The organism is Streptomyces sp. NPDC002773, from assembly GCF_040295605.1.
Classification (GTDB): domain Bacteria; phylum Actinomycetota; class Actinomycetes; order Streptomycetales; family Streptomycetaceae; genus Streptomyces.
The window spans coordinates 45,021-68,380 of the sequence record NZ_JBEOVO010000028.1; the positions used below are offsets into that span (position 1 = coordinate 45,021).

General features: G+C 72.3%; 22 protein-coding genes. 10 read left to right on the forward strand and 12 right to left on the reverse strand.

Annotated elements, in window-relative coordinates:
• Nucleotides 1-2 precede the first annotated feature (2 nt).
• The 6 genes from ABT034_RS27295 to ABT034_RS27320 all read left to right on the forward strand — a co-directional run bounded on the left by ABT034_RS27295 (nt 3) and on the right by ABT034_RS27320 (nt 6,985).
• A complete protein-coding gene (locus tag ABT034_RS27295; protein ID WP_351219692.1) occupies nt 3-1,343 on the forward strand; it encodes an O-antigen ligase family protein in 1,341 nt (446 codons plus the stop codon).
• A gap of 151 nt (nt 1,344-1,494) precedes the next feature.
• Nucleotides 1,495-3,264, forward strand: a complete 1,770-nt coding sequence (gene murJ, locus ABT034_RS27300; RefSeq protein ID WP_502973071.1) for a murein biosynthesis integral membrane protein MurJ — start codon at nt 1,495-1,497, stop codon at nt 3,262-3,264.
• The gene (locus ABT034_RS27305; RefSeq protein WP_351219693.1) at nt 3,161-3,964 is read left to right on the forward strand and encodes a polysaccharide deacetylase family protein; all 804 of its coding nucleotides are present in this window, start codon (nt 3,161-3,163) and stop codon (nt 3,962-3,964) included. Before murJ ends, ABT034_RS27305 begins: the two co-directional genes overlap by 104 nt.
• Nucleotides 3,961-5,106 carry a glycosyltransferase gene (locus ABT034_RS27310; protein WP_351219694.1) on the forward strand — a complete coding sequence of 382 codons (1,146 nt, stop codon included), beginning with the start codon at nt 3,961-3,963 and terminating at the stop codon, nt 5,104-5,106. Before ABT034_RS27305 ends, ABT034_RS27310 begins: the two co-directional genes overlap by 4 nt.
• A 41-nt stretch (nt 5,107-5,147) precedes the next feature.
• The gene (locus ABT034_RS27315; RefSeq protein ID WP_351219695.1) at nt 5,148-5,840 is read left to right on the forward strand and encodes a YveK family protein; all 693 of its coding nucleotides are present in this window, start codon (nt 5,148-5,150) and stop codon (nt 5,838-5,840) included.
• Entirely contained in the window at nt 5,837-6,985 is a 1,149-nt protein-coding gene (locus ABT034_RS27320; protein ID WP_502973066.1) for a GNAT family N-acetyltransferase, read from the forward strand. Before ABT034_RS27315 ends, ABT034_RS27320 begins: the two co-directional genes overlap by 4 nt.
• 32 nt (nt 6,986-7,017) lie before the next feature.
• Here ABT034_RS27320 and ABT034_RS35350 read toward each other — a convergent pair whose 3' ends face one another.
• Nucleotides 7,018-8,715: a glycoside hydrolase family 26 protein gene (locus ABT034_RS35350; RefSeq protein WP_502973067.1), complete on the reverse strand. Its 1,698-nt coding sequence runs from the start codon at nt 8,713-8,715 to the stop codon at nt 7,018-7,020.
• A 275-nt stretch (nt 8,716-8,990) separates the two neighbouring features.
• Here ABT034_RS35350 and ABT034_RS27330 point away from each other — a divergent pair, with 275 nt between their 5' ends.
• Nucleotides 8,991-10,331 (forward strand): carboxylate--amine ligase, encoded by a 1,341-nt coding sequence (locus ABT034_RS27330; RefSeq protein WP_502973068.1) that lies wholly within the window; start codon nt 8,991-8,993, stop codon nt 10,329-10,331.
• Between the two features lie 56 nt (nt 10,332-10,387).
• Here the strand turns inward: ABT034_RS27330 and ABT034_RS27335 are convergent, their stop codons facing one another.
• Nucleotides 10,388-10,621, reverse strand: a complete 234-nt coding sequence (locus tag ABT034_RS27335; protein ID WP_351219697.1) for a chaplin — start codon at nt 10,619-10,621, stop codon at nt 10,388-10,390.
• Nucleotides 10,622-11,189: 568 nt separating this feature from the next.
• Here ABT034_RS27335 and ABT034_RS27340 point away from each other — a divergent pair.
• On the forward strand, nt 11,190-12,218 hold the full coding sequence (locus tag ABT034_RS27340) for an LCP family protein (protein WP_351219698.1): 1,029 nt from the start codon (nt 11,190-11,192) through the stop codon (nt 12,216-12,218).
• A 24-nt stretch (nt 12,219-12,242) separates the two neighbouring features.
• On the opposite strand, the gene ABT034_RS27345 is transcribed toward ABT034_RS27340, so the two are convergent.
• The 4 genes from ABT034_RS27345 to mca form a co-directional block, all read right to left on the reverse strand.
• Complete coding sequence (locus ABT034_RS27345) at nt 12,243-14,270, reverse strand: thioredoxin domain-containing protein (RefSeq protein ID WP_351219699.1); 2,028 nt, start codon at nt 14,268-14,270, stop codon at nt 12,243-12,245.
• Nucleotides 14,271-14,413: 143 nt separating this feature from the next.
• The gene (locus ABT034_RS27350; RefSeq protein WP_351219700.1) at nt 14,414-14,800 is read right to left on the reverse strand and encodes a rodlin; all 387 of its coding nucleotides are present in this window, start codon (nt 14,798-14,800) and stop codon (nt 14,414-14,416) included.
• Nucleotides 14,801-15,155: 355 nt separating this feature from the next.
• Nucleotides 15,156-15,407, reverse strand: coding sequence for a hypothetical protein (locus ABT034_RS27355; RefSeq protein ID WP_351219701.1), 252 nt, complete (start codon nt 15,405-15,407; stop codon nt 15,156-15,158).
• A complete protein-coding gene (mca, locus tag ABT034_RS27360; protein WP_351219702.1) occupies nt 15,400-16,281 on the reverse strand; it encodes a mycothiol conjugate amidase Mca in 882 nt (293 codons plus the stop codon). Before mca ends, ABT034_RS27355 begins: the two co-directional genes overlap by 8 nt.
• Before the next feature lie 99 nt (nt 16,282-16,380).
• On the opposite strand from mca, the gene ABT034_RS27365 reads away from it, so the two are divergent.
• Together ABT034_RS27365 and greA are read left to right on the forward strand one after the other, a co-directional pair.
• Complete coding sequence (locus ABT034_RS27365) at nt 16,381-16,782, forward strand: DUF4307 domain-containing protein (protein ID WP_351219703.1); 402 nt, start codon at nt 16,381-16,383, stop codon at nt 16,780-16,782.
• 190 nt (nt 16,783-16,972) lie between these two features.
• The gene (greA, locus tag ABT034_RS27370; RefSeq protein WP_351219704.1) at nt 16,973-17,470 is read left to right on the forward strand and encodes a transcription elongation factor GreA; all 498 of its coding nucleotides are present in this window, start codon (nt 16,973-16,975) and stop codon (nt 17,468-17,470) included.
• A 55-nt stretch (nt 17,471-17,525) separates the two neighbouring features.
• Here greA and ABT034_RS27375 read toward each other — a convergent pair whose 3' ends face one another.
• The 6 genes from ABT034_RS27375 to ilvA form a co-directional block, all read right to left on the reverse strand.
• Nucleotides 17,526-18,608, reverse strand: a complete 1,083-nt coding sequence (locus ABT034_RS27375) for a sensor histidine kinase (protein ID WP_351219705.1) — start codon at nt 18,606-18,608, stop codon at nt 17,526-17,528.
• The gene (locus ABT034_RS27380; protein WP_351219706.1) at nt 18,601-19,296 is read right to left on the reverse strand and encodes a response regulator transcription factor; all 696 of its coding nucleotides are present in this window, start codon (nt 19,294-19,296) and stop codon (nt 18,601-18,603) included. Before ABT034_RS27380 ends, ABT034_RS27375 begins: the two co-directional genes overlap by 8 nt.
• Before the next feature lie 9 nt (nt 19,297-19,305).
• Nucleotides 19,306-20,004, reverse strand: coding sequence for a VanZ family protein (locus ABT034_RS27385; protein ID WP_351219707.1), 699 nt, complete (start codon nt 20,002-20,004; stop codon nt 19,306-19,308).
• Between the two features lie 96 nt (nt 20,005-20,100).
• A complete protein-coding gene (locus ABT034_RS27390) occupies nt 20,101-20,898 on the reverse strand; it encodes an ABC transporter permease (protein ID WP_351219742.1) in 798 nt (265 codons plus the stop codon).
• Between the two features lie 5 nt (nt 20,899-20,903).
• Complete coding sequence (locus ABT034_RS27395; protein ID WP_351219708.1) at nt 20,904-21,941, reverse strand: ATP-binding cassette domain-containing protein; 1,038 nt, start codon at nt 21,939-21,941, stop codon at nt 20,904-20,906.
• Nucleotides 21,942-22,039: 98 nt separating this feature from the next.
• The gene (ilvA, locus tag ABT034_RS27400) at nt 22,040-23,269 is read right to left on the reverse strand and encodes a threonine ammonia-lyase (RefSeq protein WP_351219709.1); all 1,230 of its coding nucleotides are present in this window, start codon (nt 23,267-23,269) and stop codon (nt 22,040-22,042) included.
• Nucleotides 23,270-23,360: the final 91 nt, after the last annotated feature.

The following is a 23,360-nucleotide window of genomic DNA, read 5'->3' on the forward strand; positions in this document are numbered from 1 at the left end:
GGATGGCCACGGCCGTGACCGTGCCGGCGGTCGTCCCCGAGGTACGGGAGCCGGCCCCGAGGGCCTCCGACGTACGGGACACGGCCCGCAGGGTCGGGGCGCTCTCGCCCGCACTGCTCGTGATCGCGCTGCTCCTCGTCCCGGGCGGCGGCGGCGCGGCGGGCGGCACCGGCGGCACGGGGACGGTCGCCGACGCGGCCTCGGGACTCCTCGTCGTGATCTGCCTCGTCCGGGTGCTGCGGGGCGGCGCCCGGCCGCTGACCCGGACGGCGGCCGTCGTCCTCGGTCTGCCGGTCCTCGGGATCTGCCTGGCCGCGATCACCTCGAACGACCCGGCCGCGAGCCTGCCGGGCGTCGCCCGGTACGTCCAGATCTTCGTCCTCGTCCCCGCGGCCGTGCTCCTGATGATCCGCGACCGGCGGGACTTCGCCGTCGTCGCCTGGGGCCTGGTCGGGCTCGCGCTGCTCCAGGGCGCGGTCGGGGTCGGCCAGTACCTGACGGGCACGGGCGCCTCGTACCAGGGCGAGGACATCCGGGCCGTCGGCACCTTCGGGCCCACCGACGTGATGGGCATGGCGACCGTCGTGTCGTACGGGCTCGTCGTCGTCACCGGGATCGCGCTCGGCAGCGGCCCCGGCCGGACCCGGACGGTGGCCCTGGTCTGCGCCGGGCTGCTCTTCCTGCCGCTCGTGCTGTCCTTCAGCCGGGGCGCGTGGATCGCGACCGTCCTCGCCTGCGCGATCCAGCTGCTGCTCTCGGGGCCCCGGCGGGCGGCGCGGGTGGCGCTCACCGCGGGGGCGCTCGGGGTGGTCCTCGTCGGGGGCCTCGGCATCGGTTCGGCGATGGTGAAGGAGCGGGTCGCCAGCATCACGCAGGTGGCGGCCGCGCCGGACCAGTCGGTGACGGACCGGTACACGATGTGGGCGGCCGCCGGGCGGATGTGGAGCACGGAGCCGGTCACGGGCGTCGGCCTCAAGGGCTTCCCGCAGTACCGCGACTCGAACGCCTCCCTCGCGCTGTCCTCCGGCAGCGACACGGCGGGCGCGGGCGCCGCGTTCCAGCGGCAGCCGCTGCTCTCCCCGCACAACATGTACCTCCTGGTGCTGAGCGAGCAGGGCCTGTTCGGACTGCTCGCCCTCGCGGGCAGCTGGGTGGCGCTGCTCGTGAGCGCGCTGCGGCGGCGGCGCCTCGGCGCGGACTGCGCGCTGGTCGCGACGGGCCTGCTGGCCTGGCAGCTCATCGACTTCTTCTACGCGGACATCGGCGGCCCCTCGACGGTCCTCATGTCGGTCGTGCTGGGCCTCGCGGCCTGGTGGGCGCTGGCGGAGGTGAGGCGTGCGTGACCCGTGGGCCGGGGAACCGGAGCCCACGGACACCCCGCGGGCCGGTGAACCGGGCCCCTCGGGCGGCCCGCCCGGCGGCACGCCGCTGACCGACCCCTGGCCGACCGCGCCTCCGGGGCCCACGGACTCCCTGTGGCCGCCGGGGGCCGTCGTGCTGCCGGGGACCCGACCCACCACTCCCGCCGAGGATGCCCCCCGCGCCCCTCGTGTCCCCGGGCGGCGGTCGCACGCGCGGGGGCGGGCTCCTCGTACCGGGGCGTCCGAGGGGCGGGGGTTCCTGGCGAAGGCCGCCGCCGTGACCGCGGGGCTCACCGCGGCCGGGGCGGTGCTGGGGCTCGTACGGGACCAGATCCTGGCCGGGTACTTCGGGGCCGGGGCGGAGACCGACGCGTTCCTGGTGGCGTGGACGGTGCCCGAGTTCGCCTCGACGCTGCTCATCGAGGACGCCATGGCGCTGATCCTGGTGCCCGCCTTCTCCCGTGCCCTGGCGCGCCGTTCGAGCATCCTGTCCGGCGACCCGGTGCGCGCCCTGGTGCGGGGCACGCTGCCCCGGATCGTGCTCGCGCTCGGTGTCGTCGCCGCGCTCCTGATCGTCGCCGCGCCGCTGCTTGTGTCCGCGCTCGCGCCGGGGCTGCCCGACCCGGGGCTCGCCGTCGACTGCACGCGGCTCACCGGGACCTGCGTGCTGACGTTCGCCCTGGTCGGCTACTGCTCGGCGGCGCTGCGGGCGCACGGCTGCTTCCTGCCCCCGGCCGCGATCTACGTGGCGTACAACATCGGCATCATCGGCACCATCGTGGTGCTGCGCGAGCCGTGGGGGGTGCGCTCGGCCGCCGCCGGGGTCGCGGTCGGCGGGATCCTGATGGTCCTGGTCCAGGCGCCCTCGCTCGTCCGTGAGCTGCGGACCCGGCCCGTACCGTCGCGGGAACCCGAGGCGCTCACGGCCGCCGCCACGGGTGAGGGACGGATCCTGGTCCTCGGACTGATCGCGCCGGTCGTGGCGTTCTCGCTGTCCCGGCAGTCGCAGACCCTGATCGAGCGCTTTCTCGCCTCGCCGCTGCCCGCCGGCGCCATCTCGCATCTGAACTACGCGCAGAAGGTCGCGCAGATCCCGATGATCCTCTCCCTGATGCTGTGCACGGTCAGCTTCCCCGTGGTCGCCCGCGCGCTCGCGGCGGGCGACGGCGAGGCGGCGCGCCGCCGGGTCGAGCGGGATCTGCTGCTGGCCGCCGTCGTGGTCCTCGTCGGCGCGTCGACGGTGATCGCCGCGGCCCCCCGCATCATCGAACTGCTCTTCGAGAGAGGGGAGTTCACCGGGGACGACACCACCGCCACCGCCGCCGTCATGCGGGTGTACGCGCTCGGCCTGCTGGGCCAGACGATGGTCGGCGCCCTGGTCCGCTGCTACTTCTCCGCCGCCCGCCCGCTCTGGTACCCGGCCGCCGCCATGGCCGCCGGGCTCGTCACGACCGCCGCCGCCGGCGTCCCCGGCGCCCACCACTGGGGCGCCGTCGGCATCGCCGGCGCCAACGCCCTCGGCATCACCCTGACCGCCGTCCTGCTGCTGCGCGGCGCCCACCGGCAGGCCGTCCCGATCCGGGCCGACCGGCTCGGCGAGGGGCTGCTGCGGCTCGCCACCGCGGGCGCCTGGGCCACCGGCGCCGGCTGGCTGTGCTCGACCGCCATCGGCCACGCCGCCCTCGCCGTCACCGTCGCCGGCCTGGTCGTCGCCGGTGTCTTCCTGCTGTTCGTCGCCTGCGCCGCCAAGGCGCCCGAGATCCCGCCCCTGCCCCGCTCCGCCTTCCGGAGGACCCCCCATGCCCGCCGCCACCGCGCTGCGCCGTCTGCTCCCGAAGCCGCCCCAGTGGATGAAACCGCCCCTGTGGGTGGCGATGTACCACTCGATCACGGACACCGCTGACGACCCGTACCGGGTGACCGTCTCCCCCGTGCGCTTCGCCCGGCAACTGCACTGGCTCAGCGACCGGGGGCTGCGCGGGGTCTCGGTGCGGGAGCTGCTCGCCGCCGCCGCCGAGGGGCGCGCGAAGGGGCTCGTGGGCCTGACCTTCGACGACGGGTACGCGGACTTCGTCGACTCGGCGCTGCCGCTGCTGCGCCGGCACGGCTTCACGGCGTCGGTGTACGTCCTGCCGGGGCGGCTCGGCGGCGAGAACGGCTGGGACACGGCGGGGCCGCGCAGGTCGCTGCTCACCGAGGACGGCATCCTGCGGATCGCCGAGGCCGGTATGGAGATCGGTTCGCACGGACTCACCCACGTGGACCTGACCGAGGCCGACGACGCGGTGCTCGCCGCCGAGACCCGGCGGAGCCGTGAACTCCTGGAGGAGATGACCGGCACCACCGTGGACGGCTTCTGCTACCCGTACGGCCATGTCGACGCGCGCGCGATCCGCGCCGTACGGGCCGCCGGCTACCGCCACGCCTGCGCCATCGACCCCGGCCCGCTGACCAGCGCGCTCGCCCTGCCGCGCATCCACATCGACGAGCGGGACGCCGCCCTGCGCCTCACCGCCAAGCGGGTCCTGCACCCGCTGCGCCGCCGTCGCCCCGCCGATCTGGTGCCCGCCCCGCAGCGGCTGGTCGGAGCGGACGTCTCATGAAGGTCCTGCACGTCATCACCGGCCTCGGCATCGGCGGCGCGGAACAGCAGCTGAGGCTGCTGCTGCGCCATCTGCCGGTCCGCGCCGAGGTCGTGACGCTCACCAACCCGGGCGCGGTCGCCCGCGGCATCGAGGCCGACGGCACCCCCGTCACCCACCTCGGCATGGCCGGCAACCGCGACCTCGGCGCACTGCCCCGCCTCACCGGACTGATCCGGCGAGGCGGGTACGACCTCGTCCACACGCATCTGTACCGGGCCTGCCTGTACGGCAGGCTCGCCGCCCGCGTCGCCGGGGTCCGTACGGTCCTGGCCACCGAGCACTCCCTCGGCGACACCCAGATCGAGGGCCGCCCGCTGTCCGCCGGCACCCGCGCCCTCTATCTGGCCGGCGAGCGCCTGGGTACGGCCACCGTCGCCGTCTCCCCCAGCGTCGCGCGCCGCCTGGAGGAGTGGGGGGTGGCCCCGTCCCGTATCCACGTCGTGCCCAACGGCATCGAGACGGCCCGCTTCTCGTACACGGAGGACCGCCGACGGCTCGCCAGGAAGCTGCTCGGTCTGCCCGAGGACGCGTTCGTCGTCGGCGGGGTGGGGCGGCTCGCGCCCGCGAAACGATTCGACCGTCTCGTACGGGCGGTGGCGTCGGTGCCGGAGGCGCGGCTGCTTCTCGTCGGCGACGGCGAGGAGCGCGAGCGGCTGACGGCGCTGGCCCGTGCGTGCGGGGCCGCCGACCGGGTGCTGTTCGCGGGAGCCTGCGAGGACCCGCCGCCGGAGGGCGCCGAGGGGCCCGACCTGCCGTCGCTGCTCGCCGCGATGGACGTCTTCGTCTCCACCTCGCCGGACGAGTCGTTCGGCCTGGCGGTCGTCGAGGCGCTGGCCGCCGGACTGCCGGTGCTGTACGCGGCGTGTCCGGCGATCGACGACCTGCCGCCCGACGCGGCCCCTGGCGCCCGCCGAGTCGGCGAGTCGGCCGACGAACTCGTCTCGGCGCTGCACGGCATCCAGGGCGCCCGGCTCGCCCGGCTCCCGGCGCCCGCCGCGGCGTCCCGCTACGACGTCACCCGCAGCGCGCGGCAGTTGATGTCCCTCTACGAACAGGCCGTTCACGGCACCCCTCTCCCCGCGAAGCGAGACACCCGATGAACCGTTCACCCTCCTCACACCCGGCGAACTCTCCCGGCTCCGTGAGCTCGGCGGGCTCCGCGAACCCCGGCCCGCCGCCGTCCCGCCGCCCCTTCCTCCCGACGGCTCTGCGGACCCCCCGCCGCTGGTGGGTACTGCCCGCCTCCGTGCTCGCGGGCGCCGTCATCGGCGGCGGTTACGGAGCGCTGAAGGCCCCGGAGTACGCGGCGACCAGCTACGTCATCGTGGTCCCGGCCGGGAAGTCGGACCCGGCCGCGGCCCTCGGCTTCGCCCAGGCGTACGGGCGGGTCGCCACCGACATCGCGGTGACCGGCGACGCCCAGGTGTGGGCCGGGGTCTCCGCGCAGACCCTGCGCTCCAGCGTGCAGGCGGCCACCAGCCCGGACGCGCCGATGATCTCCATCACGGCCCGGGCGGCCAAGCCGGCCCGGGCCGTGTCCATGGCCGACGGGGTGGCCCGCGCACTGGTCCTGAACAGCTCGCACGTCTCGGGAAGCACGGGCGTGAAGGTGGTGCAGTTCTCGCGGGCGACCAACCCCTCCGCGCCGGTCTCGCCGTCCGCACCGCTCGCGGCGCTCGTCGGCGGTTGCGCGGGCGGTCTGCTCGGCGGTCTGGCGCTCCTGGTCCGCCCCGGGCGGGCCCCGCGCGCCGAGGCGCGGCTCTCGGGGCAGCCCGCCGCCGCCGTCCCCGGTCCGGCGGGCGCCCAGCACCGGCCGGAACCGGAGACGGTGTGAGCACCGCGGGCGCGGGCGGCCTGCGGGCCGAGATCTGCCGGGACGGCGCGGAGTTCGGCGGCCTCGCGGACCGGTGGGAAGCGCTGTACGCGCGCTGCTCGACGGCGACCCCGTTCCAGTCGTACGCGTGGCTGCACTCCTGGTGGCTGTCGTACGGCAGGCCCGGCGCGCTGCGCGTGGTGCTCGTACGGCGGGAGGACGGCGAACTCGTCGCGGCGGCGCCCCTGATGCGCGCCCGCGGCCCGCTCCCGGTCCTCACCCAGCTCGGCGGCGCGATCACCGACTTCACCGACGTCCTCCTCGACGACTCCTGCCCGGACGCGGTCCCCGCCCTCGTCGAGGGGCTGGCGCGGGCGGCGCGCGGCGCGGTGATCGATCTGCGCGAGGTGCGGCCGGGGGCGGCGGCCGAGCAGGTCTTCGGCCACTGGCGCGGTCCGCGCAGGCGGCTCGCCGACTCCCTCTGCCTGGAGCTGCCGGCGGTGCCGATGGACGACCTGCTCCAGCGGATCCCGTCGGCCAAGGCCCAGCGGGTGCGGGCCAAGCTGCGCAAGCTCGACGCGCTCGGCATCGACGAGCGGGTCGTGAGCGGGGAGGAGGTGCCGGCGGCGCTGGAACGGCTGCTGCGGCTCCACCAGCTCCAGTGGGAGGGCAGGGGGGTGACCGCCGAGCACACCAGCGACCGGTTCGCGCAGCACTTGGCGCGGGCGGTCCGGCCGATGGTCGAGTGCGGGAACGCGCGGGTGACCGAGTTCCGGCTGGCCGGGGACGTGGTCGCGGCCGACCTCACCCTGATGTCACCACGGCTCGCGGGCGGTTATCTGTACGGCGCGGATCCGGTGCTGCGGGCCCGGAAGGTCGATGTGGCGACGATGCTGCTGCGGCACGGGGCGCGCGAGACCAGCGCGAGCGGGCGCGCGACGCTGAGTCTGCTGCGGGGCACGGAACCGTACAAGCGGCACTGGCGCCCCGAGACCGTGCCGAACCAGCGGCTGATGCTGTCCGGCCCGGGCGCGGCTCCGTTGCTGTGGCTGCGGGCGGGCGCGGCGGACGGGCGGGCCCGGCTGGCACGGGAGGCGCGCGAGCGGGCGTGGGTGGGGCGGGCGGTCGGACGCCTGCGCGGGCGGCCGGGCGGCGGCGGAGGATGAGCTCCTCCGCCGCCGCGGTGACCCTCGGGTGATCAGAAGGGCCAGTTCTCGCTGTCCATGATCTCCTCCCAGGGCTCGATGACGTCGACGTCGTTCTCGTCGACGACGTCGACGATGTCGTCGATCGCGTCCTTCGGGGCGCCCTTGTCGATGTCGATGCAGATCGGCCCACCGATCCAGCTCTCGACCCAGGAACCGAGATTGAGGGTCCAGCAGTCCGCCGCGGGCTTGGGCTCGGGCTTGGGTTCCGGCTTGGGCTCGGGCTTGGGCTTCGGCGGGACTTCCGGCTTCGGCTCGGGCTTGGGCTCCGGCTTGGGCTCGGGCTTGGGCTTCGGCGGGACCTCGGGCTTGGGCTCGGGCTTGGGCTCGGGCTTGGGCTCCGGCTTGGGCTCGGGCTTGGGCTTGGGCTCGGGCTTCGGCTCAGGCTTCGGCTCCGGCGGGACCTCCGGCTTCGGCTCCGGCTTGGGCTCGACCTCCGGCTTCGGCTCCGGCTTGGGCTCGACCTCCGGCTTCGGCTCCGGCTTCGGCGGAACCTCGGGCTTGGGCGGAACCTCCGGCCTCGGCGGCACCTCAGGCTTCGGCGGCACCTCGGGCTTAGGCGGGACTTCCGGCCTCGGCGGCACCTCGGGCTTCGGCGGAACCTCAGGCTCAGGCTCCTCAGGCACCTCAGGCACCTCGGGCACCTCGGGTACCTCGGGTACCTCGGGTACCTCCGGCACCTCGGGCTCGACGCCGTACAGCATCTGCCGGAACACCTGCGACGACTTCGGGTTGTCGTCGCACTGCCAGACGCCGTGCGGGCAGTAGTCGGTGATCGTGTGGTACAGCGGCTTGTGCTGGTCCATCCATTCGATCATGCGCCGCATGTACTCGGCGTTGTCCCCGTTCCGGAAGAGCCCCCACTCCGGGTACGAGATCTCCTTTCCGTGCTCGGCCGCGAATTCCACCTGCTTGCGCAGCCCGTACGGCTCATTGACGTGGCTCTCGAAACTGGACCCCGACGGCTGGTCGTACGAATCCATTCCGATGATGTCGACCACGTCGTCACCCGGATAGCATTGCGTCCACGGAATCGCGTCCCTGCCCCGGCTCGGGTTGAAGTCGAAGCGGAACTCCTGACCGGGGACGGAACGCATCGTGGTGACGATCCGGTTCCAGTACTTCTTCCACGCCTCCGGGTCGGGTGCGCACCGGTGGGTGTAGGTGGTGCCGTTCATCTCCCAGCCGAGGACGATGACGGTGTCCTTCGCCTCCAGACCCACCAGGCGTTCGGCCAGCGCCTTGAAGTGGTGGTCGTAGTACCCCGCGGCGCCGAGCCTGAGCTGCCGGCCGACCTCGCGGTCGGAGACCCCGGCCTCGTTGCGCTCCAGCATCGGCACGTTCAGGACGAAGAGCCGGTCCTCCTGCTCGTTGCGCCAGTCCGCCCAGGCGTCCAGGAACCCCGGGGGGCCTTCGATGTTCGACCAGAGGTCGCCGGGGAGGTACGTGTGCCCGACCCGCAGCTCCCTGCCGCCGAGCCACCGCTCCAGCATGCCGATGCGGTCGACACCGACGGGGCCCGATTCGAGGAACGCGCCCATCGCGCTGGACAGAGTCGGTTCGGGGGCCCTGGTCGTTAGGGGTTCGGCGGCGTGAGCCGGAGAGGACAACACGACCGAACCCGAGGCGAGGAGCCCCGCGGTGAACACCCCCAACCACGTTCTCGATACGTTCCGTCGTCCCTTGGCCATGACCACTCCTTCTCGTCCCGCGCGACTTGATGACCCGTCACTCCGATGTTCAGAAAGTATTCCTAATAAGCCGACCGTGAACGCGGCGACGATCTGATCCGTAGTCCATTGGTGGATTTCATCGCCCACTTGGGGCACCCGAGATGAGGAAAGCCGTGCCGGGTTTTGACACCAGCGTCCCCGCGCTCCTTGTGCGAATCGACCGGAATCCCTTCCATCACGGCACACTCGGCGCCGCCCGGTCCCTCGGGCGGGCCGGCGTTCCGGTCCATGCGGTGATCGAATCCCTCACCAGCCCCGTCGCCCGCTCGCGTTACGTCCGCGGCGTCCACCTGAGCCCCGACGCCCCCTCCCCGGCCGAGCTCGCCCGCTTCCTGCTGACGCTGTCCGACAGGCTCTCGGGCACCGGCCCCGCACTCCTGGTCCCCATGGACGACATCACCGCCCTCGCGCTGGCCGAGCACCGCACCGCACTCACGAGCCGGTACCTGCTGCCCGACCAGACGGCCGAGCGGCTCGTACGGGTGGCCGACAAGGCGGCCCTCGTCGAGACCTGCCGGGCCCTGGGCCTCCCCCACCCCCGTACCGAGATCCCCACCGGCCCCGACGAGGCGGCCGCCATGGCGTGGTCGCTCGGGCTGCCGGTCGTCGCCAAGTGGAGCCGCCCCTGGCTGCTCCCGACCGGAAGCGGGTTACGCAGCACGTCGATCGTGCGATCACTCGCCGAGGTGCGCGCGCTGTACGCCCGTACCCCGCAGGCCGGCAGCCGGCTGCTGCTCCAGCGGCTGCTGCCCGCGGGGCGGCACCTGGACTGGTTCTTCCATGGGTACGCGGACTCCACCGGCGGCTGCTCCGCCGCCGCCACCGGGCGCAAGGAGCGCTCCTGGCCGCACGGAGCCGGGCTCACGGCCGTCGGCCGGTGGACGCCGAATCCCGCAGTCGAGCGCATCGCCCGCGAACTGCTCGCCGCGCTCGGCCATAGGGGCGTGGTCGACCTCGACCTACGGCTCGACCGGTCGACGGGCACGTACCACCTGCTCGACTTCAACCCGCGCCCCGGCGCCCAGTTCCGGCTCTTCGCCGACCGCGAAGGACTCGACGTCGTCCGCGCGATGCATCTGGACCTGACCGGGCGCCAGGTCCCGCCGTACTCCCCCGCGTACGGGCGCCGGTTCGTGGTGGAGAACTACGCGGCGCTGGCCGTGCTCACCTCCCCGCGCCGCCGCCCCGACGCCGAACGCGGCAGCGAGGGCGGTGCGCGGTACGGATGCGCAGGCGGTACGGAGACGGACGCGATACCGGTCGCGGAACCGACTGCGGAAGCGGCCGCGGAACCGGCCGCGGAGTCCGGCGACGTGTCGCGGCGCGTGGAGACGGCCTGGTTCGCCGCCGACGATCCCGCGCCCGGCCTCGCCATGACCTGGGCCTGGCTCCGCCACGCCCTGCGCAAGGGGCTGCCGGCGCTCCGTCTCCCCGGCCGGTCCGACGGCTTCCGGCCCGCGACCGGTCCGGCGACCGCCCTTCCGTCGCCGCCGCAGTCGCCGCCGGCGGCCCGTGTTCCCTCCCAGGAGGCGTGCGAAGGAGGCATGACGAAAGGCCGGGCCCGGCAGGCGTGATGGGCGCCTTCCGGGTCCGGCCCCTCGGTTCGCGCCCCCGCGAGGGGGCACGGGCGTCAGGCGTTGATGCAGACGTTGCCGTAGGTCGGGTTCAGCAGACCGATGACGTTGACCGAGTTGCCGCAGACGTTGATCGGCGCGTGGATCGGGACCTGGACGACGTTCCCGGAAAGGAGGCCCGGCGAACCGGCGGCCAGGCCCTGCGCCCCCGAGTCCGCGAAGGCGGGCGACGCCACACCCATGGCCATGATGATTCCGGCGACGACGGCCGCAGCCTTCTTGCACTTCATTTCGTCTGGATCCTTTCTGCGGCGGAAGACTATTCACGGCTTTCGTGACCACACGGGGCGCATTCATGCCCCCCGGCTTCCGCTGCACACATCGCTGAGCACCATGACACGCAAGCGGACCGACCAGATCGCCGACCGGCGGCATTCACTCCATCGTATTCACCGAATTACGCCGTACGCCGTGCGCATGCCGACTCAGCGCGGCCAGATCGGCGTCCTCAGCAGCCGCTCCCACTCGTGATCGGGGACTCCTGGCACCGTGCGGCCCGCCAGGGCCCACCGCTGCACCAGCGAGGAGTAGAGAGGGAACGGTTCTCGGTCAGCGGGTGGCGGGTCCACCACATAACGGCTCTTCGGAATGAAGGCCATCCGCTCCCATTTGCCGGGATCGGGCGCCATCTTCCCCTCCCATCCGATGTGCTTCCCGCATCATTCCACAGACCCCGCAGAAGAGTGATTCGTTCGGCCGATATCGCGTGGCGAACCCGCGTACGACGATAATCGACTTAATGTGCGGGTCCACATTCCCGAGCTGCGGTGGTGTACGCCCGTGTCCGTCAGGAAATTCATGCGCCCGCGGCGACTCGTGCTCGCCGCCGCGGCGCTCGTCGCTCTCGGTTCCGGCGCGTTCGCCGCCGCCCCCGCCGCCCTGCCGTCTCCCGCCCTGCCGTCCCCGAGCCGCGGGCTCAACATCCTGGTGGTCGGTCTCGACACCCGGAAGGGCGTGACCGCGTGGGAGAAGGAGGAGTACCGGCTCGGCGGCAAGGAGTGCGGCTGCACCGACGTGATGATGCTCGTGCACGTCTCCGCCGACCACAGGCGGGTCAGCGTCCTCGGGCTGCCGCGCGACTCGCTCACCGAGTTCCCCGCCGGCCACCGGGACCGGAGGACGGGCGCGCCGCACGACACCCACGCGGCGAAGCTCAACGGCGCCTGGGCCGAAGGCGGGCCGTCGTACGCGATGGAGATGGTCGAGAGGACGACGCGGCTCCCCGTGCACCGCTATCTCGAGATCGACTTCCGCCGGTTCATGGACGTGGTGGACCAGTTCGACGACGGCGTGCCGATCTGCGCCAAGGAGCCGCTGAAGGACACGGTCACCGGCATCGACCTCGCGCGGGGCACCACGTACGTCGGTGGCGGAGAGGCCCTCCAGTACGTGCGCTCGCGGCGAGCCGACGGGCAGATGGACTTCGGACGGATCCGCAAACAGCAGCAGTTCGTCGTCAACACCCTGCGGAAGGTGCGCTCGGACCTGCTGGCGGACCCGGTGAAGCTGATGGCGTTCGCCTCGGTGCTGCGCGGGCCGAGGGTCGCGGACCATCGGGGGCTGTCGAACCTGGACCTGTTGTTCCTCGCCCTGCGCCTGCGGAACCTCACCCCGGACCGGATGGAGTTCGCGACCGTGCCCGTACTCCGCTTCGAGACCGTCAAGGGCGCCGGGTCCGCGGTCGCCTGGAACACGGCGCACGCCGAGGAGGTGTTCGCGCGGCTGCGCGCGGACGAGCCGCTGCCGCCGGCCCGCCCCAACCCGTCCAGTGAGATCCCCCAGGCCGAGTACCGGCCCGCCGGCGGCGCTTCGCTCGTCTGCGCGTAGCCCGCCGGCCCGGTCGGGCGCCGGTCAGCGGCCGAGCTTGTGTGCCAGCTCGGCCGGGTCCGTCGTCGGCGCGTCACAGGTGAAGTGCCGGCACACGTACGCGGCCGCTCCCCCGTTCACCAGCGGGCGGTCCCTGAGCAGCGGGAACTCGTCGCTGTCCGGGGTGCCGAAGGCGACGACCGCGCCGGGCGCGGGCGCAAGGAGGGCGGTGCGGTGCAGGGCGCGGGCGAGGTCGTCCCCGGCGGGGCCGGCCACCGCGACCTCGCGCGGCCCGTCGAGCAGCGCCTCCGCGGTGGCCAGGCCCCAGCCGATGAAGCGGGGAGCGCGCGGCCCCAGGGCCTTGACGACGCCGAGGGCGCCCTCGGCGGCTGCCCGGTGGGCCTCCGAGCCGGTGTGGGCGGCGTACGAGAGGAGCGCGCCGGCGGCGGCCGTCCAACCGGACGGGGCCGCGCTGTCGGTGGGGTCCTGCGGCCGCCGGATCAGGGTCTCCGCGTCGTGGGCCGTGTCGTACAGCGCCCCGCCCTCGGCGACGAACTGGTCGAGCACGATGTCCAGGAGGAAGCCGGCGAACTCCAGCCACACGCCCTCGCCGGTGACCCCGGCGAGCGCGAGGAAGCCCTCCGCGGTGTCCGCGTAGTCCTCGAGCACTCCGGCGTTGGCCCCGACCCTGCCGTCCTTGGAGGTACGGGAGAGCCGCGCGCCCTCTCCCATGTGGACGCGCACGAGCAGGTCGGCGGCCTCGGTGGCGCGTTCGACCAGGTCGGGGCGGTCGAAGAAGGCACCGGTCTCGGCGAGGGCGGCGATCGCGAGGCCGTTCCAGGCGGCGACCACCTTGTCGTCGCGGCCGGGGCGGGGCCGCCGCGCGCGGGCGGCGAGGAGCCGCTCCTTGATCGAGGCGATCCGGTCGGCGTCGACCGGGCCCGTGCCCTCGGGGAGCTGGAGGACGGAGGCGCCCTCCTCGAAGGTCCCCTCCTCGGTCACTTGGAAGTACCGGGCGGCGACGCGGGCGTCCTCCTCGCCCAGCACCTCGGTCAGCTGCGCCGGCGTCCAGACGTAGTACGCGCCCTCGACGTGCCGTCCCGTCCCGTCGTCGGAGTCGGCGTCGAGCGCCGAGGCGAACCCGCCCTCCGCGGTGCGCAGTTCGCCGACCATGAAGTCGGCGGTCTCCAGCGCGACCCGCCGGGCCAGGTCGTCGCCGGTGACCCGCCACAGGTGCGCGTACACCCGGCAGAGCAGGGCGTTGTCGTAGAGCATCTTCTCGAAATGGGGCACGACCCAGTCGCGGTCCACGGCGTAGCGGGCGAAGCCGCCGCCGAGCTGGTCGTAGATACCGCCGCGGGCCATCGCCGCGCAGGTGTCGGCGGCCATCTGCAGGGCGCCTTCGGCACCCGTGCGGGCATGGTGGCGCAGCAGGAACTCCAGCACCATCGACGGCGGGAACTTGGGCGCGCCGCCGAAGCCGGCGCTGCGGGAGTCGTAGTCCCGGGTGAGGCCGAGCAGGGCCTGGGCCAGTTCGGCCTCGCCGGGGACGCCGTCGCCGCCGTAGGCCAGGGAGCGGGACGAGAGGTCCTTGACGATGTTGCCGGCGACCTCGCCGACCTCGTCGCGGCGCTCGGTCCAGGCGCGGGAGACGCCGTCGAGGACGTCACCGAAGGAGGGCATGCCGTGCCGGGGCTCGGGCGGGAAGTACGTACCGAAGTAGAACGGCTCGGCGTCCGGGGTGAGGAAGACCGTCATGGGCCAGCCGCCCTGCCCGGTCGCCGCCTGCACGGCCTCCATGTAGACGGCGTCGACGTCGGGGCGCTCCTCGCGGTCGACCTTGACGGCGACGAAGTGCTCGTTGACGTGGGCGGCGGTGGCGTCGTCCTCGAAGGACTCGTGCGCCATCACATGACACCAGTGGCAGCTGCTGTAGCCGACGCTGAGCAGCACGGGAACATCGCGGCGGCGCGCCTCCTCGAACGCCTCGGCCGACCAGGGCCACCAGTCGACCGGGTTGTCGGCGTGCTGGAGGAGGTACGGGGACGTCTCATGGGCCAGTCTGTTCGCCATGCCCCCATCCTCGCGCACAACGGCTGAGCCCCGCCCGTACGCCACAGGGGGCGTCGTACGGTCGGGGCTCCGGCACGGCGGAGCGGCCCCGGCCTTCGCAGTGGAGCTGCGAAGGACAGGGCCGCTCAGCGATGAGGCTGACGTCAGCTGACGTCGGTGTTGCCGTTGTCCGCCAGGAGGTCGACGAGGTCCGACAGCGGGTTGTTCTGCTGCTGCTCGACCGAGTTCTGGGTGCACGTCATGTTCTGCTTCGGGCTCAGAACGTCGTCCACGTTGACGGCAATGATGTTGATGATCGGCACCTGGGCGGTGATGTCCTGGACATCGAAGCAGTGCAGGACGCCACCGTTGATGAGGCCGAAGTTCGGGCTCATGTAGCCGCCGGTGGAGTTGCTGCCGATGGCCTGCTTCGACGTGTTGCCGATGACGTTGGTGCTGTTGCCGTCATCAGCCGCCGCAGTCGCCGTGGCAGCGGACATACCGACGACGGAGGCCGCAACTGCCGCGGTGGCGAGAACCTTCTTGATCACGAGATTTCCTTCTTGAGCTGGAGGGCCCTGGAATGCTCCGTTGACCGAAGCACGCTGATCAACTGCCGGAAAATGGATTGGTTCCGGCTGATCACTCTGATGCGCTATTCGGCAGATGAACGCCACCGGACGTGAGATCGAAGGTCGGGCGTTCGGTACGGCGCGAAACCCCGCGGGGCCGGGCGGGACAACGGTCGACCCGCTCCGCGCCCCCGCGGCCCCACGCGTCGCGCGGGACACGTGTTCGCGGAACCGGGGCCGGGCAGAAACGGGGCCGGGACCGGGCAGGAACCGGGGCCGGGCATGACTCAGGGCCCCGGGAGATCCCGGGGCCCTGAGATTTCGCGGGGTACGGCTACTCGCCTGCCGCCGCCTTGCCGGCCTTCGCGTCCGCGGGGGCGGTCGGGGCCGCCGGGTCCGGGGCCTCCTCGAAGGAGACCTTGCCCATGTGGCGATTCATCGACTTCATCAGCTGCCAGACCGCGAGGGCCAGGACCGCGAAGACGACGAAGCCGAGGACGCCGGGGGTCACCTTGTTCTTGTCCAGCTCTTCGGCGGCGAAGGGGACAAGCTGGGTCAGTGCCAGGTGTGCGCTCATGTCAGGCATTGTCGCGGATGCCCGCGAAGAGATCTTCCTCGGGGAGGGAGGTCGGGACGAGCGCCTTGCTGAGCTCGTACTCCTCCGTCGGCCAGACCTCCTGCTGGATCTCCATCGGGACCCGGAACCAGCCGCCGTCGGGGTCGATCTGGGTGCGGTGGGCGATCAGGGCCTTGTCGCGGGTCTCGAAGAACTCGGCGCAGGGCACGAAGGTGGTCAGCGTCCGCTCGGTGCGCTCGAACTCCTTCCAGCGCTCCAGCCACTCCCCGTACGGCGACTCCAGGCCCCGGGCGAGCAGCGCCTCGTGCAGGGCGGTGGTGCGGGGACGGTTGAAGCCCTGGTTGTAGTAGAGCTTCAGGGGCTGCCAGACCGGGCCGAACTCGGCCTCCGGGTACTTCTCGGTGTCGGTCGCGCCGTCGAAGGCCACCATCGTGATCTTGTGGGTCATGATGTGGTCGGGGTGCGGGTACCCGCCGTTCTCGTCGTAGGTCGTGACGACCTGCGGACGGAACGCGCGGATCTTGCGGACAAGCGCCCCGGCCGCCGTGTCGACGTCCTCCAGGGCGAAGCAGCCCTCGGGGAGCGGGGGCAGCGGGTCGCCCTCGGGAAGACCCGAGTCGACGAAGCCCAGCCATTCCTGGGAGACGCCGAGGATCTCGCGGGCCTCGTCCATCTCCTTGCGGCGCACCTCGTGGATGTTCGCCTCGATGTAGGGGTCACCCTGAAGCCGGGGGTTGAGGACCGAGCCGCGCTCGCCGCCCGTGCACGTCACCACCATGACGTCCACCCCCTCGGACACGTACTTGGCCATCGTCGCCGCACCCTTGCTCGACTCGTCGTCGGGGTGGGCGTGAACGGCCATCAGTCGCAGCTGCTCAGTCAAGACTCGATCCTCAGTGATTCGACGCGGAGCGTGGTCTCTATAGTGACGGAATCGGGGGAGGGAAAATTCCGCCACCCCCCGGCTTCGAGAGGATCGATCATGAGCGCGGTGCGCGAGCAGCTGCCCGAGGGGCGCTACGGGCGCTCGGCGGACGAGCGGGCCGACCGCAAGCTCAAGGTCACGGGCGCGGTCCTCGGCGTCCTCTTCCTCGGCATGCTGGGCTGGTTCGGCTGGCACCACGTCGTCGACAGCAGGATCAGCGCCGAGATGATCAAGTTCGATGTGGTGAGCGCCACGGAGGTCCAGGTGCATCTGGAGATCCGCAAGGACGAGGGCGTCAAGGGCGTCTGCACGCTGCGCTCACGCTCCGAGGACGGCGCCGAGGTGGCCCGCAAGGACGTGAGGATCGACGACCCCGCCGGCCGGGTCGACAGCGTCTTCTCGCTGCGTACGACCGCCCACGCGACGAGTGCCGAGCTCATCGGGTGTACGGCCCGGTAGCGGTGGGTAGGGAGCCGGTGTCGAGTCCCGGCGAGTCACCGCGGTGACCTGCGAGGACACCATCGCTGATGGTTATGTCCTCCCGCTTTTCGCCACTCATTGTTAGGCTCGTGGTTTCGCCCACCCGGGACAGCACAGCTTTCCCGTGTAGGGCGATGCTTTGTATTCCCAGTACCTACGAGGAGCACCCGTGACCCAGACCAGCGACAACGTCACCTGGCTCACCCAGGAGGCGTACAACAAGCTCAAGGACGAGCTTGAGTACCTGTCTGGTCCCGCGCGTACCGAGATCACCGTCAAGATCGCCGCGGCACGCGAAGAGGGCGACCTGCGCGAGAACGGCGGGTACCACGCGGCCAAGGAGGAGCAGGGCAAGCAGGAGCTCCGCATCCGCCAGCTCACCCAGCTCCTGGAGCACGCCAAGGTCGGCGAGGCCCCCGCGGACGACGGTGTCGTCGAGCCCGGCATGGTCGTCACGATCGCCTTCGACGGCGACGAGAACGACACGATGACCTTCCTGCTCGCCTCCCGCGAGTACGCGAGCGGTGACATCGAGACGTACTCGCCGCAGTCGCCGCTGGGCGTCGGCGTCAACGGCAAGAAGGCCGGTGAGGACGCCGAGTACGAGCTGCCGAACGGCAAGAAGGCCGCGGTGAAGATCCTCAGCGCGAAGCCGTACACCGGCTGAGGCACCTGATCTCTACGTCGGGCCGGATCCCCTGGGGTCCGGCCCTCCGTCTTGCCTACGGGGTAGCGGGGAGCCGGACCGTGACGAGGAGGCCGCCGGTGGGGCGGGGGGCGAGGTCGAGGGTCCCGTCGTGGGCGCGGACGACGCTGTGCACGATGGCCAGACCGAGGCCGACGCCGGCGTGCTCGTCGGTGCGTACCCGTTCCGTGCCGCGCTGGAAGGGTTCGGTGAGGGTCGGCACCAGTTCCGGTGGGAGCGGATGACCCGTGTTCTCGACCCGCAGCACGCTCGCCTCCCCCCGCGCCTCGGTGTGGACCGTCACGGTGCCGCCGGCGGGGAGGTTGTGGACGAGGGCGTTCTGGACGAGGTTCGTCACCATCCGCAGCAGGAGTTCCGCGGAGCCGCTGGTCCGGGTCGTTCCGCCGGTGACGGCGAGGGTGATCCCGCGCTGTTCGGCGAGGGGGAGCAGGGTCTCCGCGGCCTCCTCGGCGACGAGGGAGAGGTCGACGCCCTCGCGGGTGAAGGTGCCGCGGTCGCTGCGGCTGAGCAGCAGGAGGGCCTCGGTGAGGTCGATCGCGCGCGTGTTGACCGTATGGAGGCGTTCGACGAGTTCGCCCCGGTCCCGGGTGGGGTCCTTGCGGGCGACGTCGAGGAGCGCCCGCGAGATGGCCAGCGGGGTGCGCAGTTCGTGGGAGGCGTTCGCGGCGAACCGCTGCTGCTCGGCCACATGCGACTCGAGCTGTTCGAGCATCGAGTCGAACACGTCGGAGAGGTCCCGGAACTCGTCCTGGCGGCCCTCCATGCGGATCCGGTGGGACAGCGACCCGCTCCCGGCCAGCCGCGCCGCGTCCGTGATCCGGGTGAGCGGCGCGAGCATCCGGCCGGCGAGGAGCCATCCCCCGACGAGGCCGAACAGGAGCAGGAAGCCCATCGCCACGGCCGCGGCGGGGAAGAAGGTGCGCACGAGGAGCCAGCGGTTCGGGGAGACCCCGAGCAGGCCCTGCGGGTTGTCGGGTACGTAGCGCAGGAGGTACCCCCACACCACGGCGAGCAGGATCGCGCCGGCGACGGCGAGGAAACCGGCGTAGGTGAGGGTGAGCTTCAGACGGACGCTGAGCCCGGGGCGGCGCCTATCCATGCGTACCGCCGGGGCTTGGGGTGGCCGTACCCGTGTCGATGCGGTAGCCGACTCCCGGCACCGTGGCGATGGCCCAGGGTTCGCCGAGCCGTTTGCGCAGGGCGGAGACGGTGATGCGGACGGCGTTGGTGAGGGGGTCGGCGTTCTCGTCCCAGGCCCGTTCGAGCAGTTCCTCGGCGCTGACGACCCCGCCCTCGGCGGCCACGAGGACTTCGAGGACGGCGAACTGTTTGCGGGTGAGCGCGACGTAACGTCCGTCGCGGAAGACCTCCCGGCGGAAGGGGTCGAGCCGCAGGCCCGCGATCTCGCGGACCGGGGGCCTGGCGTACCCGCGTCTGCGGTCGAGCGCCCGCAGCCGCAGCACGAGCTCCCGCAGCTCGAAGGGCTTGGTGAGGTAGTCGTCGGCGCCGAGCTCGAACCCGGACGCCTTGTCGTCGATGCGGTCGGCGGCGGTGAGCATGAGGATCGGCATGCCGCTGCCGGAGGCGACGATGCGCCGGGCGACCTCGTCGCCGGAGGGGCCGGGGATGTCGCGGTCGAGGACCGCGAGGTCGTAGGAGTTGACGCTGAGCAGTTCCAGGGCGGAGTCGCCGTCGCCCGCGATGTCGGCGGCGATCGCTTCGAGGCGGAGACCGTCACGGACGGCCTCGGCCAGGTAGGGCTCGTCCTCCACGATCAGTACGCGCATGCCCGAAGCCTAAGCAGCCCGGCCCGCCGCCGGTGCTGTCGCCGGCGCTTCCGCCGGGGTGCGCCACCAGCGGCGGGAGGCGAGGCCGGCCAGTAGGGCGCCGGTGGCGTTGACCAGTACGTCGTCCACGGAGGTCACCCGGTCGAGGCTCAGGGCGTACTGCGCGGTCTCGACGAGGATCGAGCAGCCCGCCCCGAGGGCCAGGACCCGCCGCACGGACGCCAGCGCCGCGAACCGCATCGGGGCGAAGAACCCCAGCGCCGCGAAGACCAGCAGGTTGCCGACGATCCCCAGCGGCCCCATGGTGACCAGGTCCCGCAGCGGTACCAGGCTCACCCGCGCGGGGACGACGCCCGCCCCGCCGCCCGGCATCATGGTCAGCCACACGAACGGCACCGTCCCGTGGACCATGCCCACCTCGGCCAGCGACATCCGCCATGCCCCCGCGACGCCGGCCGCCCGCCTTCGGCGCGCCAGGACCCATGCCACGAGCACGGCCAACGGCACCGTGACCAGCGTCATGAGCACCACGCCGTTGAACGTGTCGAGGCAGCCGTGCCACCGCCCGGCCATGCACCTCGGAGCGGACATCATGAGCGGCCGCCGGATGACGTACAGGGCACTCGCCAGGGCGAGGACCGCCAGGCCGACGAGCACGATCCCGCGTGTGCGGCGGGGCGGTGCGGGGAGGGGTGCGTGGTGACTCATCCCCCCATGGGAGCGGAAGGGCCGTTGCGGGGGCGTATGCGATTTTCGATACGCCCCCGATACACGCGATCCCGGCCCTGGTCCGACGGCCGGGAGCTAGCCGTCGGCCCGGCGGTACTTGCGGACGGCGAGCGTGCGGAAGACGGCGATGATCAGGATCGAGTAGATCAGCGACGCCCACACCGGGTGCTGCATCGGCCACGCGTCGGACGGGGAGACGCCCGGGTCTCCGAACAGGGTGCGGCACGCCTGCACGGTCGCGCTGAACGGGTTCCACTCCGCGATGGGCTGGAGCCAGCCGGGCAGCTTGCTGGAGTCCACGAACGCGTTCGAGATGAAGGTGACCGGGAAGAGCCAGATCAGGCCGCCGGACGTCGCCGCCTCCGGGGTACGGACGGAGAGGCCGATGAGGGCGCCGATCCACGTGAAGGCGTAGCCGAGGAGGAGCAGCAGCCCGAACCCGGCGAGGATCTTGCCGATGTTGGTCGGCTCCGCGTAGCCGGGGCGCCAGCCGATGATCAGGGCGACGACCGCGAGGACCAGCAGCGTCAGCGCGGTCTGCACCAGGTCCGCGATGGTACGGCCGGTCAGCACCGCACCGCGTGCCATCGGCAGCGAGCGGAACCGGTCGATGAGGCCCTTGTGCATGTCGTCCGCGATGCCCGCGCCCGCGCCGGCCGTGGCGAAGGTGACCGTCTGCGCGAAGATGCCGGCCATCAGGAAGTTCTTGTAGACGGCCGGGTCGGTGGTGTCGCCGATCTGCATGGAGCCGCCGAAGACGTACGTGAAGAGGATCACGAACATCACGGGCTGGATCAGCCCGAACAGGATCATCTCCGGGATCCTGGTCATGCGGATCAGGTTCCGTCGGGCGATGACCAGGGAGTCGTTCATGGTGCTCACGTGGTCACGTCCTTCGTGTGCGTGCTGCCACTGCCGCCGCTGCCGGGCCGCGCCGACTCGCCGTTCTCCTCGTCCGCCCGCTCGGCCGCGTGGCCGGTCAGGGAGATGAAGACGTCGTCGAGGGTGGGGCGGCGCAGACCGATGTCGTCGATCTCGACGCCGAGGGCGTCCAGGTCGCGGATGACCTCGGCGAGCAGCTTGGCGCCGCCGGTGACGGGGACGGTGAGCTTGCGGGTGTGGTCCTCGACGGAGACCTCGCCGTGGCCGATGCCCGCGAGGCCGTAGCGGGCGAGGACGTCACGGGCGCCGGTGATCATCTCCCGTTCGTGGACGACGACCTCGACGCGCTCGCCGCCGGTCTGGGCCTTGAGCTGGTCGGAGGTGCCGCGCGCGATGACCTTGCCCTGGTCGACGACGCAGATGTCGTGCGCGAGGTGGTCGGCCTCCTCCAGGTACTGGGTGGTGAGGAGCAGGGTCGTACCGCCCGCGACGAGTTCCTTGATGACCTCCCACAGCCCCTGCCGGTTGCGGGGGTCGAGGCCGGTGGTCGGCTCGTCCATGAACATGACCGGCGGGGAGACGACCAGGGCCGCCGCGAGGTCGAGACGGCGGCGCATGCCGCCGGAGTACGTCTTCGCGGGGCGGTCGGCGGCGTCGGAGAGGTTGAAGCGGTCGAGGAGTTCGCCGGCCCGCTGCTTCGCGGCCTTCGCCTTCATCTGGTAGAGCTGCCCGACCATCTGCAGGTTCTCGCGGCCGGTCAGGTACTCGTCGACGGCCGCGAACTGGCCGGAGAGACCGATCGAGCGGCGCACCTGTTCCGGGTGCTTGAGGACGTCGACGCCCGCGACGAAGGCCCTCCCGCTGTCCGGCTGGAGGAGCGTGGTCAGCACGCGGACGGCGGTCGTCTTCCCCGCGCCGTTCGGTCCGAGCAGACCCAGGACCGTGCCCTCGGGCACGTCGAGGTCCACGCCGTCCAGAGCTCGTACGTCGCCGAAGGTCTTCACCAGACCCTCGGCATGGATCGCGCCTGGCATGTGGGTTCTCCTGGGGAGAGGAGGCGTTTCCCACCGATCCTAGGAGCGGTGGGCCCCGCTCGCCCACCGAATTTGTGACCCGCGCCACATGATCATGGTCAGGTCAGGACTGTGTACCCCGCGTCCCGCAGCGCGTCCTCGACCTCCCGGCAGTGCTCCGGGCCCTTCGTCTCCAGGTGCAGCTCGACCTCCGCCTCCGTCAGGCCGAGCCGCGGGTCGGTCCGTACGTGGCTGACGTCCAGGACGTTCGCGTCGGCCACCGTGAGCACCGCGAGCAGGGTCGCCAGGACCCCCGGCCGGTCCGTGACCCGCAGCCGCAGGCTCAGATAGCGGCCTCCCGCGGCCATGCCGTGCCGCAGGATGCGCTGGAGCAGCAGCGGATCGACGTTCCCGCCGGACAGCACCGCCACGACCGGCCCCTTGAAGGCCTTCGGGTCGCTGAGCAGGGCCGCCACCGGGCTGGCACCCGCCGGCTCGACGACCAGTTTCGCCCGCTCCAGGCAGAGCAGCAGCGCCGAGGACAGCGCGTCCTCGGAGACCGTGACGACGTCGTCGACGTACTCCTGGACCAGCGCGAACGGCACGTCGCCCGGCCGCCCCACCTTGATCCCGTCCGCCATCGTCACCGGCGAGTCGACCACCACCGGATGCCCGGCGGCCAGCGACGGCGGGTACGCGGCCGCGCCCTCCGCCTGTACGCCGATCACCTTCACGTCCGGGCGCACCGACTTCACCGCGAGTCCGACGCCGGCCGCGAGACCACCGCCGCCGACGCCCACGAGGATCGTCCTGACCTCAGGGCACTGCTCCAGGATCTCCAGGCCCACCGTGCCCTGCCCCACGATGATGTCGGGGTGGTCGAAGGGGTGGATGAACACGGCGCCGGTCTCCCGCGCGTACCGCTCCGCCGCCGCCAGCGTCTCGTCCACGACATGGCCGTGCATCCGGACGTCGGCGCCGTACTCCCGGGTCGCCGCGACCTTCGGCAGCGGGGCGCCCACCGGCATGAAGACGGTCGCGTGCACCCCGAGGAGCTGCGAGGCGAGCGCGACGCCCTGCGCGTGGTTGCCGGCCGAGGCCGCGACGACCCCGGCGGCCCGCTCCTCGGGCCGAAGCCCGGCGATCCGTACGTACGCCCCGCGCAGTTTGAAGGAACCGGTCCGCTGGAGGTTCTCGCACTTGAGCTGCACCGGCGCCCCCACCAGCGACGACAGATGGCGGCTGCCCTCCATCGCCGTCATCCGGGCCACCCCCGACAACATCTTCTGGGCCCCCCGCACATCGTCGAGCATCAGCCGGTGCAAGGGGTCTGGCGTACGGAAGCTCATGACACCAAGTCTCGCAGCTCACGGCCCTCGTGGCCGCCCGGCGGACGGGGGCCCAACTGGTTTGCGCAGCGCCGGTACGGACCTCCCCGGG